Here is a 15,210-nt window from a genome sequence, read left to right as displayed (position 1 = left end):
ACCCGCGTGCCCGCGGGCAGGTCGGCGTCGGCGAGGCCCACGCGCGCCGCGAGCGCGTCCGCCACCTCGAGCAGGCGCGGGTGCGGCAGGCGCGCGATGAGCCGGTCCAGCGTGGCGGCCGGCCCGGCGCGGGCGCACGCGTCCAGCAGCGCCTGCGGCGCGCGCGGCAGGCCGGCGCGCTCGGGCGGGATCCCGCGCGCGGCCAGCTCGGCGAGGGCCGCGTAGATCCGGTCGTGCGGCAGCCGCCGCGCGGTGCCCACCAGCCCGGTCACCACGAACGCGGTGGCCGGCGCGCCCAGCGCGCGCAGGATGGGCAGCGCCACCCCGTGGACGTCGGCGTACCCGTCGTCGAACGTGACGGTGACGACGTCGCGCGCGCGCGACGTCCCGGGCGGCTCGGCGAGGATGCGGCGCGCGTCGGCGAGGCTGACGAGGTCGCGCGTCCGCCCGAGCTGCTCCAGCTGGCGGCGAAGGGTGTCGGCGGACACGAGCAGCGAGGCGAGCCCCTCGCGCGCGCTGGCCCGGTAGTCGTGCGTGACGCGGTGGTACGAGACCACCAGCACCCGCGCGCCCCCCGCCTGCCGGCGGCGCAGGGTCCCCACCGCGCGATGGGCGCCCGCCGCGTGCAGCGCGCCCGCCACCGCCACCTTCAGCGCGCGGCGGACGATCCAGCGCGGGCTCCCGTCGGCTCGCTCGGGCATCGGGCTCCCCGGGCGCGGCTAGGGCGCCGCCCCCGCGTTCACCTCTCGCGCGCGCCGCGCCCGCTGCAGCGCGCCCCAGACGCGCTCCGGCGCCACCCGCCGCGCGAGCTTCCGGGCGGTGCGCCAGGCCTCCTCGGCGGCGGCGGCGGTCCCCGCCCGCAGCGAGGGCGCGCGCAGGCGCACCGCGCAGGTCTCGCGCCGGTCCGCCGCCCAGTCGAGCTTGTACGGCTCCTCGCCGCGCAGGAAGTCGTAGTCGGCGAGGCCGCGCGCGTACGCGTCCTCGACCGTCCGCCCGACCAGCACCATGCCCGGGCTGCGCGACGCCCACCGCGGATCGTAGCCGGACTGGTAGTAGAGGAAGCGCCGCCCGGCCTCGAGCCCGTACACCGCGGCGATGGCCTCGCCGTCCACGAACAGCCGGTAGAGCCGCAGCCACCCGCGCGCGGCCAGCAGCGGCGCCACCTCGAGGTGGAACGCCTCCGGGGCGCCGGGGGGGATGCCGTAGGAGCCGCCCTCGCCGGCCCAGCGCAGGCGATGCAGGCGAAGGAAGTCCGCCATCGCGCCGGGCGCCTCCTCCGGGCGCGTGGCGACCTCGATCCGGTAGCCCGGCTGCCGCGCCAGCCACCGCACCCGCCGCCCGAACGTCTCGCGGCGCCGGATGCCGCGCAGGTGCGCGTCCCAGGTCCCGGCCACGGCGAACCCCGGGCAGGCGAAGCGCCGCTCCACCCGCGCCCGCACGCCGCGCGCCGCCGCGGCGGCCCGGAGCGCGGTGACCGTGGGCGAGCCGCAGGGGAGGTCCTCGAGCTCGAGCGCGTCCCAGCCGTCCAGGTCGAGCGCCGCGGCCGCGATCGCCGCCCGCACCGCGCTCGCCTCGGCGGGCCGCGCCAGCACGTCGAGCCCGTCCGCGCCGGTGACGCCGTTGCCGAGCAGCTGCCAGCGGCGCGCGCCGAGCCCCGGCCTCCCGGACAGCACCAGCAGCCCGGCCAGCGCGCCGGCCGCGTCCCGCGCCTCCAGGATCCGGAGCGGCCGCCGCGCGCCGAAGTGCCGCCGCCAGGCGGCGAGCCACTCCCACGAGAGGAACGGCGTCGGCAGGCCGGCCTGCTCGAGCAGCGCCGACCACTCGGGCCGCAGCGCGTCGAGCCGCGCGGCGTCGGTCGAGCAGCGGACCGCGACGGAGGGGTGAGAGGCCGTCACTCGAGCGCCTCGCGCACGCAGGCCGCCACGTAGGCCATGTCCTCCGGCTCGAGGTCCTGGTGGACCGGCAGCTCCAGCACGCGCCGCCGCAGCGCGGTCACCTCCGGGAACGCCTCGGGCGGGCAGAGCGGGTGGCCCGTCCGCCAGAAGTCCACCGCCTCGATGCCGCGCGCGGCCAGGCGGGAGCGCACCGCGGCCTTGTCGTCGCACGGCAGCGGGTAGAACAGCGGCGCCACGCCCGCGGGCACCTCGGTGAACGGCGGCGGCGCGAGGTCGCGGAGGCGCCCCAGCAGCAGGAAGTAGTTGCGCCGCCGGGCGTCCACGATCGCGCGCGCGTCCAGCCGCCGGGCGATGGCGGCGGAGAGCCCGCTCATCCCCAGCCCGACCGCGCCCGGGTCGAAGGTGCTCGTGCCGGTGGAGACGGGGCGGAGGCGGCCGGACGCGCCGCGCGCCGTGCGCACCACGCCGCGCGCCGCCGCCCGGAGCGCCACGCCCGCCTCGCCGAGCCGGAACGCGGCGTTCGCGAGCAGCGCGCCCGCCGCGTGGGACAGCGTCGAGGCGAGCGGCGCGCCGCCGGGCTCGGGCAGCTCGGCCGCGATCCCGGGCGCGTTCACCACCAGGGCGCCGCCGTTCGGCACCGGGAGCGCCTTGTAGAAGCAGAAGATGGCGAGGTCGCCGGTGGAGCCGAGCGGCCGGGTCCCCTCGGCCGACAGCAGCGACAGCGCGCAGTCCTCGATCACCGGCAGCCCCGCCCGCCGCGCCAGCGCCCGGATCTCGTCCATGGGCTGCGGGAAGCCGGCGTAGTGGATGACGTAGATCGCGCCGGCGCGCGGCCCGCGGCGCGCCTCCAGGTCCTCGAGGTCGAGCCGCATGCGGCCGTCCACGCGCACGAACACCGGGATGGCGCCGGCGGCGGCGAGCGCCGACACCTCCACGCCGTGGTGGTACGCGGGCACCAGCACCTCGCGCCCCGCCAGCCCGAGCAGGCGCACCGCGTGGAACACCGCGTTGCGGGCGAAGTAGAAGCGCACCATGCGCGGGGCGCCGAACGGGAAGGGAGGCGGCCGGTCGGCCGCCAGCGGCGAGAGCATGCCCGGCCAGAGCGTGGGGAGGGCCGGGATGTAGCGCCGCCGCGCGGGGCCGGCCGCCGTCCCGCCGCGCAACGCCATGGCTCGGCTCACCGCCACCACGAGAGGGCCTCCTTCACCGCCGGGCGGACCCGGTGCTTCAAGGTGTGCATGGCCCGCCCGGCGATCGACGGCCGGTACACGTAGAGCCAGTCATGGGGCCTGTGCCGGGGCTCCCAGTCGCGCTTCCAGGGCATGTCCGGCCCGAGGAAGTCCAGCTCCGCGAGGCCGCGCGCCTCGCACTCCGCCACCACCTCGCGGTGGAGGAGCTGGCCGGGCGACACCTGCGCGAGCGACTCGTCGTAGGCGATCTTGGGCAGCGCGTAGACGCCGCGGTGGACCAGCCCGAGCTGCGCCGCCACCGCGCGGCCGTCGAGGGTGAGCGCGCGGAGCGCGAGCGCGCCGCGGCGGGCCGCGTCCCCGGCCACGCGGCGGTAGAACGCGAGCGTGCGCGGGTCGGCGGCCATGGCCGTGCCGCGCGCGCCCTTCCACCCGGCGGCCTCGAGCGCGAACAGCTCGCGCAGCGCGCCCTCCAGGTCGCCGCGGCCGTCCTCGCGCCGCACCGCCACCGCGCCCAGCTCCCCGAGGCGCCGCGCGCGCCGCCGCAGGTTGGCGCGGAGCTTCGACGAGGTCCGCGCCTCCGCGCCCTCCCCGCCCAGCACGAGGTAGGGCGTGCGCAGCGACTCCCAGCGGCCGGTGAGGTGCCCGTCCGCGCGCGCGAGCGGCTCGAGCAGCGTCGAGGTCGGGCCGTCGCGGGGCAGGTCGCGCAGCAGGAGCGCGTCCCAGCGCAGCCGGTCGCGCAGGTGGCCCCACAGCGCCGCCACCGCGCCCGACGCGTCCGGGCCGAGCGCCCACTCCACCCGGCAGGAGTGGTCGTTCGCGGGCGCCACGAGCCACGTCGCGCCGTTGCGCCGCTCCTCGAGGAGCGGCGCGAAGCCGGCCGCGGCGCCGGCCGGATCGCGCGCCACCAGCACCCGGAGCGGCGCGCGCGGCGCGAACGCGTCCAGCCAGGCGGCGAGCCACTCGTGGCGCACGTAGGGCAGGTCCACCGGCCCGCGCGCGAGCAGCGCGTTCCACTCCGGCTCGAGCGCGTCGAAGGCGCGGCGCCCCTCCAGCGCCTCGACGCGGTACGGGAGGCTGCGGAGGGCGGGCGCGACGGGGAGCGTGGCGGTGCCGGGCATGGGTCTCCTACCGGGCGCGCGCCAGCGCGAGCAGCGCGGCCGCGAGCTTCTGCGGATCGTGGCGGCCGGGCTCGGACGCCGAGGCCAGGTCCGCCGCCACCGGCACCGCCCCGAGCGCCTCGAGCGCGGCGCGGTCCACCTCCACCGGGCGGGCGCCCCGGGCCTCGAGCGCCGCGCGGTGCGCCGCGGGCTGCGGCCCCCGGTGCACCAGCGCCACGTCCACCACGTCGCCCGCCTGCCGCCGGACCGCCCGCAGGTGCGCGGCGGCGTCGAGCCCATCGGTCTCGCCCGGCTCGGTCACCAGGTTCACGCAGAGCACGCGGGTGGCGGCGGTGGCGCGGAGCGCCTGCGCGACGCCGTCGGGGAGCAGGCTCGCGAGCACGCTCGAGTACAGGCTGCCCGGCCCGAGCACCACCAGGTCCGCCTCGAGGATGGCCTGGAGCGCCTCGCGCGGCGCCGGTGTCGGGCGCGCCAGCCGCAGCGCGGCGATGCGCCCGCCCGCGGCGGCGATGGCGGACTCCCCCACCACCTCGCGCCCGTCCTCCAGCGACGCGACCAGCTCCACCGGGCCGTCCGCCGCCGGCACCACGCGGCCCCGCGCGCCGAGCATCGCGGCGGCCTCCTCGACCGCGCTCGCGAAGTCCCCGTGCCGCTGCGCCAGCGCGGTGAGGACCACGTTCCCGACCGTGTGGCCGGCCAGGGCGCCGGCGCCCTCGAAGCGGTGCTGGAACAGCGCCGCGAGCGGGCTGAGGCCGCCGGCCAGCGCCACCAGGCAGCGGCGCACGTCGCCGGTCGCGGGCACGCCGTAGCGGCGCCGCAGCTCGCCGGAGCTCCCGCCGTCGTCGGCGGTGGTCACGAGCGCGGTCACCGCCACCCGCGCGCCGTCCTCGTCCACCCCGCCGGCCAGCCCCGCCAGCACGCGCGGCAGGCCGGTGCCGCCCCCCGCCGCCACCACCCGCAGCGGCCGCGCCGCCGGCGCCGCCACGCGCCGCTCCACCCGCTCCTCGAGCACCCTCATCACCGCGCCCCCCGTCCCAGCAGCACCACCTTGGCCGTGGCGAGCAGGCACACCAGGTCGAGGAACAGGGTGGTGTTCTTGATGTAGTACAGGTCGTACTCGAGCTTCTTCGCCTGCTCCTCCATGGTCGAGCCGTAGCCGTAGCGGAGCTGCGCCCAGCCGGTCAGCCCGGGCTTCACCAGCTCGCGCAGCGCGAACAGCGGCCAGCGCGCCTTCAGCTCGGACAGGAACACGGCGCGCTCCGGCCGGGGGCCGACCAGGCTCATGTGCCCGCCCAGCACGTTCCAGAGCTGCGGGAGCTCGTCCAGCCGGGCGCGCCGCAGGAAGCGGCCCACCGGCAGGACGCGCGGGTCGTCGTCGGTGGCCCACGCGGCGCCGAGCTTCTCGGCGTCGCGGCGCATGGTGCGGAACTTCCAGATCCGGTACGGGCGGCCGCCGCGGCCGGTGCGCTCCTGCGAGTACAGCACCGGGCGGCCGTCGGAGAGCCAGATGGCGGCGGCCACCGCGGCCATCACCGGCGCGCCCAGCAGCAGGCCCACCGCGGACACCCCCAGGTCGAGCGCCCGCTTCACGGTGCGGGTCAGGCGCGAGACCCGGAAGCCCTCGTCGAAGATGAGCGCGCTCGGCCGGACCAGCGCCAGCGGGATGCGCTGGAGGGTGGCCTCCGCGAAGCCCACGTCGTCCACCACCCGCAGGCCGCGGGTGCGCAGCGCGAGCAGCGCGTCCACCGGCAGCCCCTCGCGCCGGTCCTCCATCGCCACCACCACCACCTGCGCCCGCGCCTGCCGCACCACCTCCAGCACCGGCCCCTGCCGCAGCGCCTCCGGCGGCACCACCGCCGGCGTGCGGCTGCCCTCCGGCACCACGAACCCGGCCACCGCCCACAGGCCGTCCGCCTCGCGCTCCACCGCCCGCGCCAGGTCGCGCGCGCGCGGCCCGGCGCCCAGGAACAGCACGCGGGTGGGCGCCCCCACCACCGCGGGCATCAGCGCGCGCGCCCCGATCACGCCGAGCGCGCCGCCCGCCGCGGCGAGCACCACCGAGCGGTGCAGCATCCAGCCCGGGAGCACCAGGTCGAGCGAGAGGTCGGCGACGGCGAGCGCGATGGTCGCGACCCCGAGCGCCCGGAGCAGCCGCCGCCCGTCGGCGCGGTCGCGCACCGCCGCGTGCAGGTCGTAGAGATCGCCGAGGTAGAGCGCGCCCGCGAAGAACAGCGAGGCGAGGCCGGCGCGCAGCACCGCCGGCGCGATGGGCGCGGCGGCGCCGGTGGCCTGCGCGGCGACCGGCCCCAGCGACGCGCCCGCGAGCAGCGCCACCACGAGCACGGTCTCCTCCGCGAAGAAGTAGAACGCCTTGCGCGGCGAGAACCAATGGTTGAAGACCCGGACCACCCACCCTCCCCCCGACCGCCCCCGCGGCCCCACGGAAAGCTGGGATCTGCCCGCGTTCCGCACATCACCCGCGAGAAGCCCTCCTCATCGCCGCTCCGACCCGGTGCCCCGACGGCGCGCGAGCAGGCGCGCCACGGCGACGGCGGCAGCCGCCAGCGCGAGCGCGAGCGCGAAGCCGCCCGCGAACGCCGGACCGGCGCCGCCCCCCACCTCGCGATCCACCGCGACGAGCGCGACCGCGCTCACAGCGGCTCGACGCGCCGGGCGTCGGGCACCGCGGGCGGCGGCGGCGCGACCGCCGCCGGGTCGCCGTAGATCCAGCGCCCGTGCGCCACGGTCCCGGCGTCCACCCCGTTCAGCACCACGCCGGCCGCGCGCTCACCCAGCGCGTCCAGCGCGAGCCGCACCACCTGGCGCGGGGTCGTCCCCGAGCGCACCACCAGCAGGGCCGCGTCCGCCGCCTGCGCGAGCCGGTCGCCGTCCGCGCCCGCCAGCGCCGGCGGCGCGTCGAGGATGACGTGCTCGTAGGCGGCGCGGAGCTGGTCCATCACCGCCATGGCGCGCGGGCTGCGGAGCGCCTGGGCCGGATCCCGCGGGTCGCCGGCGCACAGCACCGCCAGCGGGCCCACCCGCACCACCGCCTGCGCCAGCTCGGCCGCGCCCTCCAGCACCTCGGCCAGGCCGGCCCGCGGCGCGAGCCCGAAGCGCGCGGCCAGCACCGGCCGGCGCAGGTCGGCCTCGACCAGGATCGTCGCCCGCCCCTCCTGCGCGGCGGTCAGCGCCAGGTTGGCGGCGGTGGTGGTGCGCCCCTCGCCGCGGCCGGCGGAGGTGATGGCCAGGACGCGCATGGGGCGGCGGGCGGCGAGGCGGAGCACGCGCTGGTACAGGACGCGGTACTGCTCCGCGGCCGGCGAGTCCGGCGCGTCCAGCGCGACCAGGCGGCTCTCCGGCGCGAGGGTCGGGAAGGCGGCGTTCAGCGTCTCGGCGGGGATCATGGCGTTCGCTCCGGGTGACGGGTTCACGACGCGTGGCTGCGGGGCCCGATGCGCGGGATGGCGGCGAGGACCGGCACCCCCAGCGCGGCCGCGTCCTCGGGACCGCGCATGGAGCCGTCGAGCCACTCCGCCAGGCCGGCCGCGGCCAGGCCGGCGGCGACGCTCGCGAGCAGCGCGAGCAGGAGCATGCGGCCGCGATCCGGCGCCGACGGGCGCGTGGGCGCGAGCGCCGGCTCGATCACGCGGAACAGCGCCTGGCCGTCGGCCGCGAGGAGCTGCTCGGCGGCGGCCGCGTCGGCGCGCCGGGAGACGGTCGAGACGTACTTCGCGCGGAGCACCTCGTAGTCCCGCGAGCGCGCCGCCAGCTCCTGGCCCCAGCGCGGCGCGGCCTCGACGCGCTTCTGGTAGGAGGCGAGCTCGGCCTGGAGCCCGGTCAGCGCCTGCTGGTGCTCCGCGACCTCCTCGTCGAGGCGCGCCAGCTGCTCCGAGACCCGGCCCTTGCGGTAGCCGTCGAGCTCCTCGTCGCGGCGCGCCTGCGCCTCCTGCAGCTCGCGCCGCGCGCGGCGCACGTCGGGGTGCTCCGGCCCGTAGGCCGCCTCGGCCGCCTGCACCCGCCGCGTCGCGGCGTCGAGCGCGGCCTCGCTCATGCCGGGCGCGCTCGGGCCCTCCGGGATCGACGCCAGCACCGTGTTGCGGCGGCGCCGGGCGTCGGCGATCGCGGAGAGGTGCATCTCCACCAGCGCCTGGGCGCGCGCGGCGGCGCGCGCGTTCGTGTCGATCATCTCCGGCAGCTCGGCGGCGTGCTCCAGCTTGAAGCCGAGGATCTTGCGCTCGTGGTCGGCGAGCGCCTTCGACATCTCGGTCGCCTGCGCGTCGAGCGTCTCGCGCAGCGCGCGCGCCTGGCTGGCCAGGACCTCGCGGGTCATCTCCTCGTAGGAGCGCGGGAGCAGCTCCGCCGCGGCCTTCACCTTGCGTGGATCGGCGCCGCGCACCTCCACCACGAAGAGCAGCGCGGGCGGGCCGCCGGGCACCTCGCCCTCGAGCCGGACCTCGACCTGGCGCCGCAGCTTCTCGACCGCCCGGTCGAGGTCGCCGCGCAGGTCCGGGAAGAAGTCGGTCTCCCTCACGACCTTCTCCAGGACCGGCCGCGCCAGGATGCCGTGCTTGATGGTCCGCATCCGGTCCTCGAAGGGCGCGACGCCCTGGGCCGGGAAGAAGTCCACCGGGAGCCGGCGCGGCTCGATCTGCACGGTGGAGGACGCCGTGTACTCCGCCGGCGTGAGCAGCGCGAGCGCCGCCCCCGTCGCGAGCACGATGACCGACACCACCAGCGCGATCACCTTCCGCCGCCGGAGCGCCGCGAACAGGTCGTGAATCGTGTAGGTCCGCTCCATGTCCCGTATCCCCTCACCGCGCCGGCAGCGTCCACCCGAGCCGGATGCCCACGGTGGTCCTCCGAAGGTCCGCCGACGGATCGTCGATCCGCGCGAAGTGCGTCACGCCGAGGGCGACGCGGACCCCGCCCCCCAGCATCATCCCGGCCTCCCCCGAGGCCGCGTACCCGAGCGTCGAGTTCCGCCCGCTCGGGACCTCCCCGGAGTGCCAGAGCCCGCCGTCGCCCCGCACGTCGAAGCGCAGACCGAACCTGCGCACCACGCCGACCTCCGCCGAGTCCACCAGGCCGGGGCGCGCGGTGGATCCGATCCCCAGGCCGTGCGCCACCGCCACGCGCAGGTCCAGCTCGCGCCGCGCCAGCCGGAGCTCCGCCCCCGCCTCGGGCACGAGCGCGTGGTCGCGCGTCCCGATCCACATGGCCGGCCCCGCGTACCCGTCCACCTCCAGCATGCGGGTGATCCGGTAGCGGGCCCTGGCGCGGAGTCCCTGCGACCACGCCAGCGAGTCGCCGGCCGGGTCGAAGCCCTGGAACAGCCCCGCCGCGTAGGCCGCGCCCACCGCGAGCCGCTCGCTCGCGTGCCACAGCGCCTCCGCGCCGGGGGCGTGCATCGCGCCGCCGCTCCGGTCGGAGAACACCACCGTCCGCTCCGTCGCGGTCAGCGCCAGCTCGAGCCGCCGCGACGCGTCCCACTCCGCGCGGCCCCGGCCCTGCACCGTCCACGCGGAGCGCTGGCCCGTGCGGAAGATGCCCATCTGCGCCAGGCCGACCGGGTCGAAGGCATAGCCGCCGCGCGCCGTCGCGGTCACCCGCGACCGGCGCGTGGGGGCCGCCTCCAGGTCGAGCGCGCCGCGGTGGTTCCAGATCCCGTGCGACGCGAGCCGCTCGTACACCAGCCAGTCGCCGCCGTAGGTGGCGGTGAGCTTGAACAGGTGGTCGAGCAGCCGGAAGCCCACGTCGGGCGAGATGCGCCCGGTGCGATCCCCGCCCTGCCCCAGGTAGAGCGCGTTGGAGTCGTAGCCGCCCTCCAGGGACAGACGGGCGATGGGCTCCGCCACCGTCACCGCCGCCACCCGCGCGGCCGGCGCCAGGAGCGCGGCCCACAGCACCGCGACCCCGAGCCCGCGCCGCGCACCCATCGCCCGTCCTCGCCCGCGCTCCGCCGGAGGCCGCGCCGCCCTACGGCACGTACAGGACGTCACCGCCCTTGAGCCAGAGCGCACCCGCCGCCTCCCCCTTCACCAGGTCGTCGAAGGACAGCCGCACGCGATCGGCGCCGCCGTCCGGCTTCTGCCGGAGCCACACCACCTCGTCGCCGCCGTAGGGCGTGCGCCCCCCGGCCAGCGCGATGGCCTGGACCACCGACATCGGGCCGCGCAGCGGGAACCCGCCCGGCCGCGCCACCTCGCCCAGCACGAACACGCGCGCGGCATTGATCTCGCGCACCAGCACCGCCACCGCCGGATCCTTGATGTACGTCCCGAGCGCCTTGCTCAGGCCGGTCTGCAGCTCCGCCGGCGTCTTGCCCGCCGCCTCGACCTCGCCGGCGAGCGGGAGCGAGATGCGCCCGTCGGGGCGCACCGGCACCACGCGGGTCAGCTCCGGTTCGTGCCACACCACCACCTCGAGCACGTCCTCGCGCCCGATGCGGTACTCGCCCGCATCGGGACGTGTGCCGGCCCGTTCGGACGCGCTCTTCCCCGCGCACGCCGCCGACAGGAGCAGGACCGCCGTCATCGCCACGTTGCCACGCGCCATTCCGTTCCCCCGGTGCGGCTCTCCGCCAATCGGACGCGCTCGCACCGAGCACGGCGCATGCCACCGGCCCGCCCGCGGCGCGACGGCCGGCGAGAACCGGCGCTCGGCGGGCGGTCCGGGCCGGGCCGCGCGGCCGGGCGCCCGCCGTCGCGGAACGGCGCGGGCGGCGCAGGCGAATGTTTTTCCTCGCGCGCGGAACCGCCGTGCCCGCGTTGCCGCGCGCGCCTGGACGCCCGAACGTTCGGGAGGACGCGGCGGCGGTAGTCGGCCCGCGCGCGCCGGAGGGGACCGATGCTGAGGGCGGCGGCGTGGACGATCGGCCTGTTCGGGGCCGGGATGATGATCTGCAGGCTGTTCCCGCTGCCCTGGATCGAGCCGGCGGTGCTGATCGGGCTGGGCTTCGGCTTCCTCGCGGTGAGCGCGCGGACGGGGCCCCGGCCGCGGCGCACCCGCGCCATCGCGACGAAGGAGGCGGCCGCATAGCGGCGCGGCGCCGCGCGCGGCCGCGCGAGCCGGGGGCGGCGCGGTCCCGGCGCCCGCGTCAGGCCTCGTCCACGGTGGCGGCGTCGCGCGGGTCCACGATCCCGCAGTCCTTGATCTTGTAGAGCAGCGCCTTGTAGCTCACCTGCAGCCGCTTCGCGGCCTTCCGCTTGTTCCAGCCGGTGCGCATGAGCGCGCGCAGGATCGCCTCGCGCTCGGCGATCCGCGCCGCCCGGCGGGCCACGTCCTTCAGCGGCGCGTCCTCCGGGAGCGCGGCGTGGAGCGCGGGGGCGCCGGGCCGCACGTGGTTCGCGGCCACGTTCACCGGCGCCGGCCCGGCCGCCGCGGCCCGCGGCGCGCCCAGCTCCCCGAGCACCATGGCCGGATCGCGCAGCACCACCAGCCGCCGCACCAGGTTCTCCAGCTCGCGGACGTTGCCCGGCCAGTCGTACGCGTGGAAGCGCTCCATCACCTCCGGCGGCACCTCCTCCAGCCCGCCCTGGTAGCGCTCGCGGTACTTCCGCACGAAGTGCCGGACCAGCGGCCCGATCTCCTCCTTGCGCTCGCGCAGCGGCGGCACGCGGACGGTCACCACGTTGAGGCGGTAGAAGAGGTCCTCGCGGAAGCTGCCCTGCCGGATGGCCAGCTCGAGGTTCCGGTTGGTGGCGACGACCACGCGCGCGTCCACCCGCACCGGCCGCTTCCCGCCCACCCGGTAGAACTCCTCGTCCTGCAGCACCTGGAGCAGCTTGGCCTGCAGCCGCGGGTCCATCTCGCCGATCTCGTCGAGGAAGATGGTCCCCTCGTGCGCCAGCTCGAACTTGCCGGGCTTCTCCGCGTGCGCGCCGGTGAACGCGCCCTTCTCGTGGCCGAACAGCTCGCTCTCGAGCAGCTCGCCCGGCAGCGCGGCGCAGTTGATCTTCACGAAGGGCCGCGCGGCGCGCCGGCTCTCCGCGTGGATGCGCCGCGCGATGACGTCCTTGCCCACGCCGCTCTCGCCGACCAGCAGCACCGGCACGTCGGTGTCCGCGATCCGCTCCACCAGCTCGCGGACGCGGTCCATCGCGCCGGAGAGCAGCGGGATGGCGCCGGGGTCCGGCGCCTCGGCCACGGCCCCGCTCCGCGCCGCGTCCGCGCGCGCTCGCCCGCGCCCGTCCAGCGCGCGCCGCAGCACCAGCTCCAGCTCGGCGGGATCGAACGGCTTCGGCAGGTAGTCGGTGGCGCCGAGCTTCATGGCGCGCACCACGTCCTCGGTCTGCGACAGGGCCGACAGCACGATGACCGGCAGCGCCGGGTCCCGCTCGCGCACCCGGCGCAGCACCTCGAAGCCGTCGGGCTCGGGCATCACCAGGTCGAGCAGCACCGCCCCCGCCGGCGCGGCGCCCAGCTCGGCCAGCGCCTCGCCGCCGCCGCGGGCGGCGCGCACGCGGTAGCCGGCCGCGCCGAGGAACTCGCACAGGGGTGCCCGGGCCTCGTCGTCGTCCTCGATGACGAGCACGGTGCAGTCGTTGTCCATCCGGTTTCCGTTCAGTGGCGGCGGAGTGCCGCCGAGGAGAAGCTGGCGCCACCTCCGACGCCCGGCACCGGCCCGATCGCGGCGGCGGCCGAGCGAGCGTGCGCGCGCGCGGCTTCCGTGCGATACCTCCCGCGTGCGACTGTCGCGACCGAGGGTCCTGCTCCGCGCGGTGCTGCTCCTCGTGGGCGGGGCGTTCATGCTGGTGAGGGCGTGGCAGGCCTGGGACGGCGCCCGCACGCCGGGCGGCGACCCGGTGCTGCTGCAGCGCATCGCGCTGGTGGAGGCCCTGGTGGGCGTGCTCGCGTTGGTGGCGGCGGGCGTCGCGCTGCTGTCGCTGCGCCGCCGCCGCCGCACCCACACCCTCCACCTCGACGACCTCGATCGGCGCTGAGCGGCCCCCTGCGTGGCGCGGCGAACCTCCGCGCCCCCACCGCGGCTCTCGCCCTGCAGCCACCCATCCTCGGAGCCCACGCCATGTCCGGAGCCCGCCTCGCCGCCGCCCTCGTCGTCGCCGCCCTGACCGCCTGCAGCCGCGCGCCCGCCGGCCCGCCCGCCGCCCCGGTGGTGGACGGTCCCGCGGCGAAGGCGCTGGTGGACGGCGGCGCCCGGCTGGTGGACGTGCGCACGCCGCAGGAGTTCGCGGCCGGCCACGCGCCGGGGGCGGTCAACATCCCGTACGACGAGCTCGCGCGCCGCGCGCCCGGCGAGCTCCCGGACCGCGACGCCACCCTCGTGCTCTACTGCCGGAGCGGCCGCCGGAGCGCCATCGCGGCGAAGGCGCTCCGCGAGCTCGGCTACTCGCGGCTCCACGACCTCCAGCGCGCCGACGCGTGGCCGGGGCCGCTCGAGTCCACCCGGTAGATTACAGTCAGTAGATGCGGGAGACCTCGGCGCCCGAGTAGTAGGCGCGGAGGATCTCGCGGTGGTCCTGCCCGGCCTCGGCGCGCCCCACCGCGCCCCACTGGCACATCCCGGCGCCGTGCCCCCAGCCGCCCCCGCGCAGCGACAGCGCGCCGCCCGGCTCCGGCTCGACCAGGAACATCGCCGAGGGGAGGTCCCCGAGCAGCCGGCGGATGCGCAGCTCTCCGCGGACCTCGGCCCGCCCCGCCGCGCCCGTCACCTCCAGCTCGCGCGCGCGGCCGGACACGCCCCGCGCCGTCACGCGCAGCGCGGTCACCGGACCGATCCCGAGCTCGGCGCCCACCCGCGCCAGCGCCGCCGCATCCAGCCGGCGCGTCCAGCGGAAGCGGCCGCGGCTCGCGCCCGTGGCGCGCGCGCAGTAGGCCTCGGAGCCCGCCACCAGGAACCGGCGCAGCAGCGCGTCGGTGCCCAGGCCCACCGGCCAGCGCGCCGCCGCGCCGGGCGGGAGATCGGGCCGCCCGCGCAGGCTCGGGTCCGGCGTGCCGTCCCACACCGCGTCGTTGTGCTCGCCGTGGCCGCCGCACATCGCCGAGTAGACCGCGTTCACCAGGATGCGGTCGGCGCGGCCGAACAGCGCCTCGCCGCGCGTCGCGAGCACCGCCGCGTCGGTGCGGCCGGTGCGGGCCCCGTCGCCGCGGTACGCCTGGCAGTGCACCTCGGCGCAGAGCATGAACGGATCGGTCAGGTGGCGCGTGCCGATCTGCGCCAGCACGTTGGAGCGGGCGGTCACCGCCTGCGCCTCCAGCGCCGCGCGCGGCGACGAGGCCGGCATCTCGCTCGGCACCAGCCCCCGCAGCAGCTCCTCGAGCGGCACGCCGTGCACGGCCGCGAGCGCGCCGCCCGCGTCGAGCGTGAGGTACAGGCGGCCGCGGTAGGTGCGGTCCTCGCGGGCCCGGCCGGCGCGCCCGTGCTCGTGCTCGACGCCCTCCACCAGGAACCCCGCCTCGCCCTCGACCGCGAGCGTGAGCGCGGCGTCCGCCTCGCCCAGCGGCGCCCCACCCTCCCCGCGCAGCTCGAGCCGCCCGGACGGCCGGCCCACCAGCGTGGCGTGCAGCGTGGCCCGCGTGCCGTGCGCGGCCCGGAGCGTCTCCACGACCGCGCGCGCCCCCGCCTGCGTGCCGTCGCCGTCGACCAGCAGCAGCGCGCGGCGGTTGTCCACCACGCGCCCGGCGATGCCGTACACCGCGCCCGCCACGCGCGTCTCGGCGCGCACGCCGCGGACCCGCCAGGCCTGCGCCTGCGCCTCGAGGCGCGCGCGATCGGCGAGCGGCGCCTCCTCGAGCAGGGCGCGCCACGCCAGCACCGCCGGGACGGCCTCGCGCGCGACGACCCGCAGCCGCGTGCCGGCCTCGACCCGGAGCTCGCCGCCCCCGCGCAGGAGCACGCGCGCCGGGGCGAGCGGGCGGAACGCGATCTCGCGCTGGCCCTCCATGAGCCGGATGGTGACGAGCGGCTCGCCGCCCGGCGCGAACTCCAGCCGGTGCCCCCAGAGCAGGTCGAGCGGATCGGCGAGGTCGGCGGCCGGCGGCGGCGCG

At 78.1% G+C, this 15,210-nt stretch carries 16 protein-coding genes; 3 read left to right on the top strand and 13 right to left on the bottom strand.

Annotated features, from left to right (window positions below; genetic code table 11):
- From PSR1_RS14330 to PSR1_RS14280, 11 genes are all read right to left on the bottom strand, one after another.
- The coding region (locus PSR1_RS14330; RefSeq protein WP_152643358.1) for a polysaccharide deacetylase family protein at window positions 1-701 on the bottom strand (701 nt) is incomplete at its 3' end.
- Window positions 702-719: 18 nt separating this feature from the next.
- A complete protein-coding gene (locus PSR1_RS14325; RefSeq protein WP_059438196.1) occupies window positions 720-1,895 on the bottom strand; it encodes a GNAT family N-acetyltransferase in 1,176 nt (391 codons plus the stop codon).
- Window positions 1,892-3,082, bottom strand: coding sequence for a DegT/DnrJ/EryC1/StrS family aminotransferase (locus tag PSR1_RS14320; RefSeq protein WP_059438197.1), 1,191 nt, complete (start codon window positions 3,080-3,082; stop codon window positions 1,892-1,894). Before PSR1_RS14320 ends, PSR1_RS14325 begins: the two co-directional genes overlap by 4 nt.
- Window positions 3,073-4,203 (bottom strand): GNAT family N-acetyltransferase, encoded by a 1,131-nt coding sequence (locus PSR1_RS14315; protein ID WP_059438195.1) that lies wholly within the window; start codon window positions 4,201-4,203, stop codon window positions 3,073-3,075. The genes PSR1_RS14320 and PSR1_RS14315 overlap by 10 nt, the downstream gene beginning before the upstream one ends.
- 7 nt (window positions 4,204-4,210) lie before the next feature.
- Window positions 4,211-5,221 (bottom strand): gluconeogenesis factor YvcK family protein, encoded by a 1,011-nt coding sequence (gene yvcK, locus PSR1_RS14310; protein WP_059438194.1) that lies wholly within the window; start codon window positions 5,219-5,221, stop codon window positions 4,211-4,213.
- Window positions 5,221-6,612, bottom strand: coding sequence for a sugar transferase (locus PSR1_RS14305; RefSeq protein WP_059438193.1), 1,392 nt, complete (start codon window positions 6,610-6,612; stop codon window positions 5,221-5,223). The genes yvcK and PSR1_RS14305 overlap by 1 nt, the downstream gene beginning before the upstream one ends.
- An 84-nt stretch (window positions 6,613-6,696) precedes the next feature.
- Window positions 6,697-6,858 (bottom strand): hypothetical protein, encoded by a 162-nt coding sequence (locus PSR1_RS14300; protein WP_237757976.1) that lies wholly within the window; start codon window positions 6,856-6,858, stop codon window positions 6,697-6,699.
- A complete protein-coding gene (locus PSR1_RS14295; protein WP_059438192.1) occupies window positions 6,855-7,607 on the bottom strand; it encodes a CpsD/CapB family tyrosine-protein kinase in 753 nt (250 codons plus the stop codon). The genes PSR1_RS14300 and PSR1_RS14295 overlap by 4 nt, the downstream gene beginning before the upstream one ends.
- A gap of 23 nt (window positions 7,608-7,630) precedes the next feature.
- The gene (locus PSR1_RS14290; RefSeq protein WP_059438191.1) at window positions 7,631-9,001 is read right to left on the bottom strand and encodes a Wzz/FepE/Etk N-terminal domain-containing protein; all 1,371 of its coding nucleotides are present in this window, start codon (window positions 8,999-9,001) and stop codon (window positions 7,631-7,633) included.
- A 13-nt stretch (window positions 9,002-9,014) separates the two neighbouring features.
- Window positions 9,015-10,139, bottom strand: a complete 1,125-nt coding sequence (locus PSR1_RS14285; RefSeq protein WP_059438190.1) for a hypothetical protein — start codon at window positions 10,137-10,139, stop codon at window positions 9,015-9,017.
- A gap of 40 nt (window positions 10,140-10,179) precedes the next feature.
- Window positions 10,180-10,758, bottom strand: a complete 579-nt coding sequence (locus PSR1_RS14280) for a polysaccharide biosynthesis/export family protein (RefSeq protein ID WP_059438189.1) — start codon at window positions 10,756-10,758, stop codon at window positions 10,180-10,182.
- 291 nt (window positions 10,759-11,049) lie between these two features.
- Between PSR1_RS14280 and PSR1_RS14275 the strand changes: the two genes are divergently transcribed.
- Window positions 11,050-11,241 carry a hypothetical protein gene (locus tag PSR1_RS14275; protein WP_059438188.1) on the top strand — a complete coding sequence of 64 codons (192 nt, stop codon included), beginning with the start codon at window positions 11,050-11,052 and terminating at the stop codon, window positions 11,239-11,241.
- A gap of 58 nt (window positions 11,242-11,299) precedes the next feature.
- Here PSR1_RS14275 and PSR1_RS14270 read toward each other — a convergent pair whose 3' ends face one another.
- Window positions 11,300-12,754: a sigma-54 dependent transcriptional regulator gene (locus PSR1_RS14270; RefSeq protein WP_059438187.1), complete on the bottom strand. Its 1,455-nt coding sequence runs from the start codon at window positions 12,752-12,754 to the stop codon at window positions 11,300-11,302.
- Window positions 12,755-12,887: 133 nt separating this feature from the next.
- Between PSR1_RS14270 and PSR1_RS14265 the strand changes: the two genes are divergently transcribed.
- Together PSR1_RS14265 and PSR1_RS14260 are read left to right on the top strand one after the other, a co-directional pair.
- Window positions 12,888-13,145: a hypothetical protein gene (locus tag PSR1_RS14265; protein ID WP_152643357.1), complete on the top strand. Its 258-nt coding sequence runs from the start codon at window positions 12,888-12,890 to the stop codon at window positions 13,143-13,145.
- Window positions 13,146-13,228: 83 nt separating this feature from the next.
- Entirely contained in the window at window positions 13,229-13,615 is a 387-nt protein-coding gene (locus PSR1_RS14260; protein WP_059438185.1) for a rhodanese-like domain-containing protein, read from the top strand.
- Between the two features lie 7 nt (window positions 13,616-13,622).
- Here PSR1_RS14260 and PSR1_RS14255 read toward each other — a convergent pair.
- On the bottom strand, window positions 13,623-15,210 hold a 1,588-nt coding region (locus tag PSR1_RS14255), incomplete at its 5' end, for a SpoIID/LytB domain-containing protein (RefSeq protein WP_059438184.1).

The organism is Anaeromyxobacter sp. PSR-1 (genome assembly GCF_000964525.1).
In the GTDB taxonomy this organism is placed as follows: domain Bacteria; phylum Myxococcota; class Myxococcia; order Myxococcales; family Anaeromyxobacteraceae; genus Anaeromyxobacter.
The sequence above is the reverse complement of the archived record's forward strand: the minus strand, read 5'-3'. Positions and strand labels throughout refer to the sequence as shown.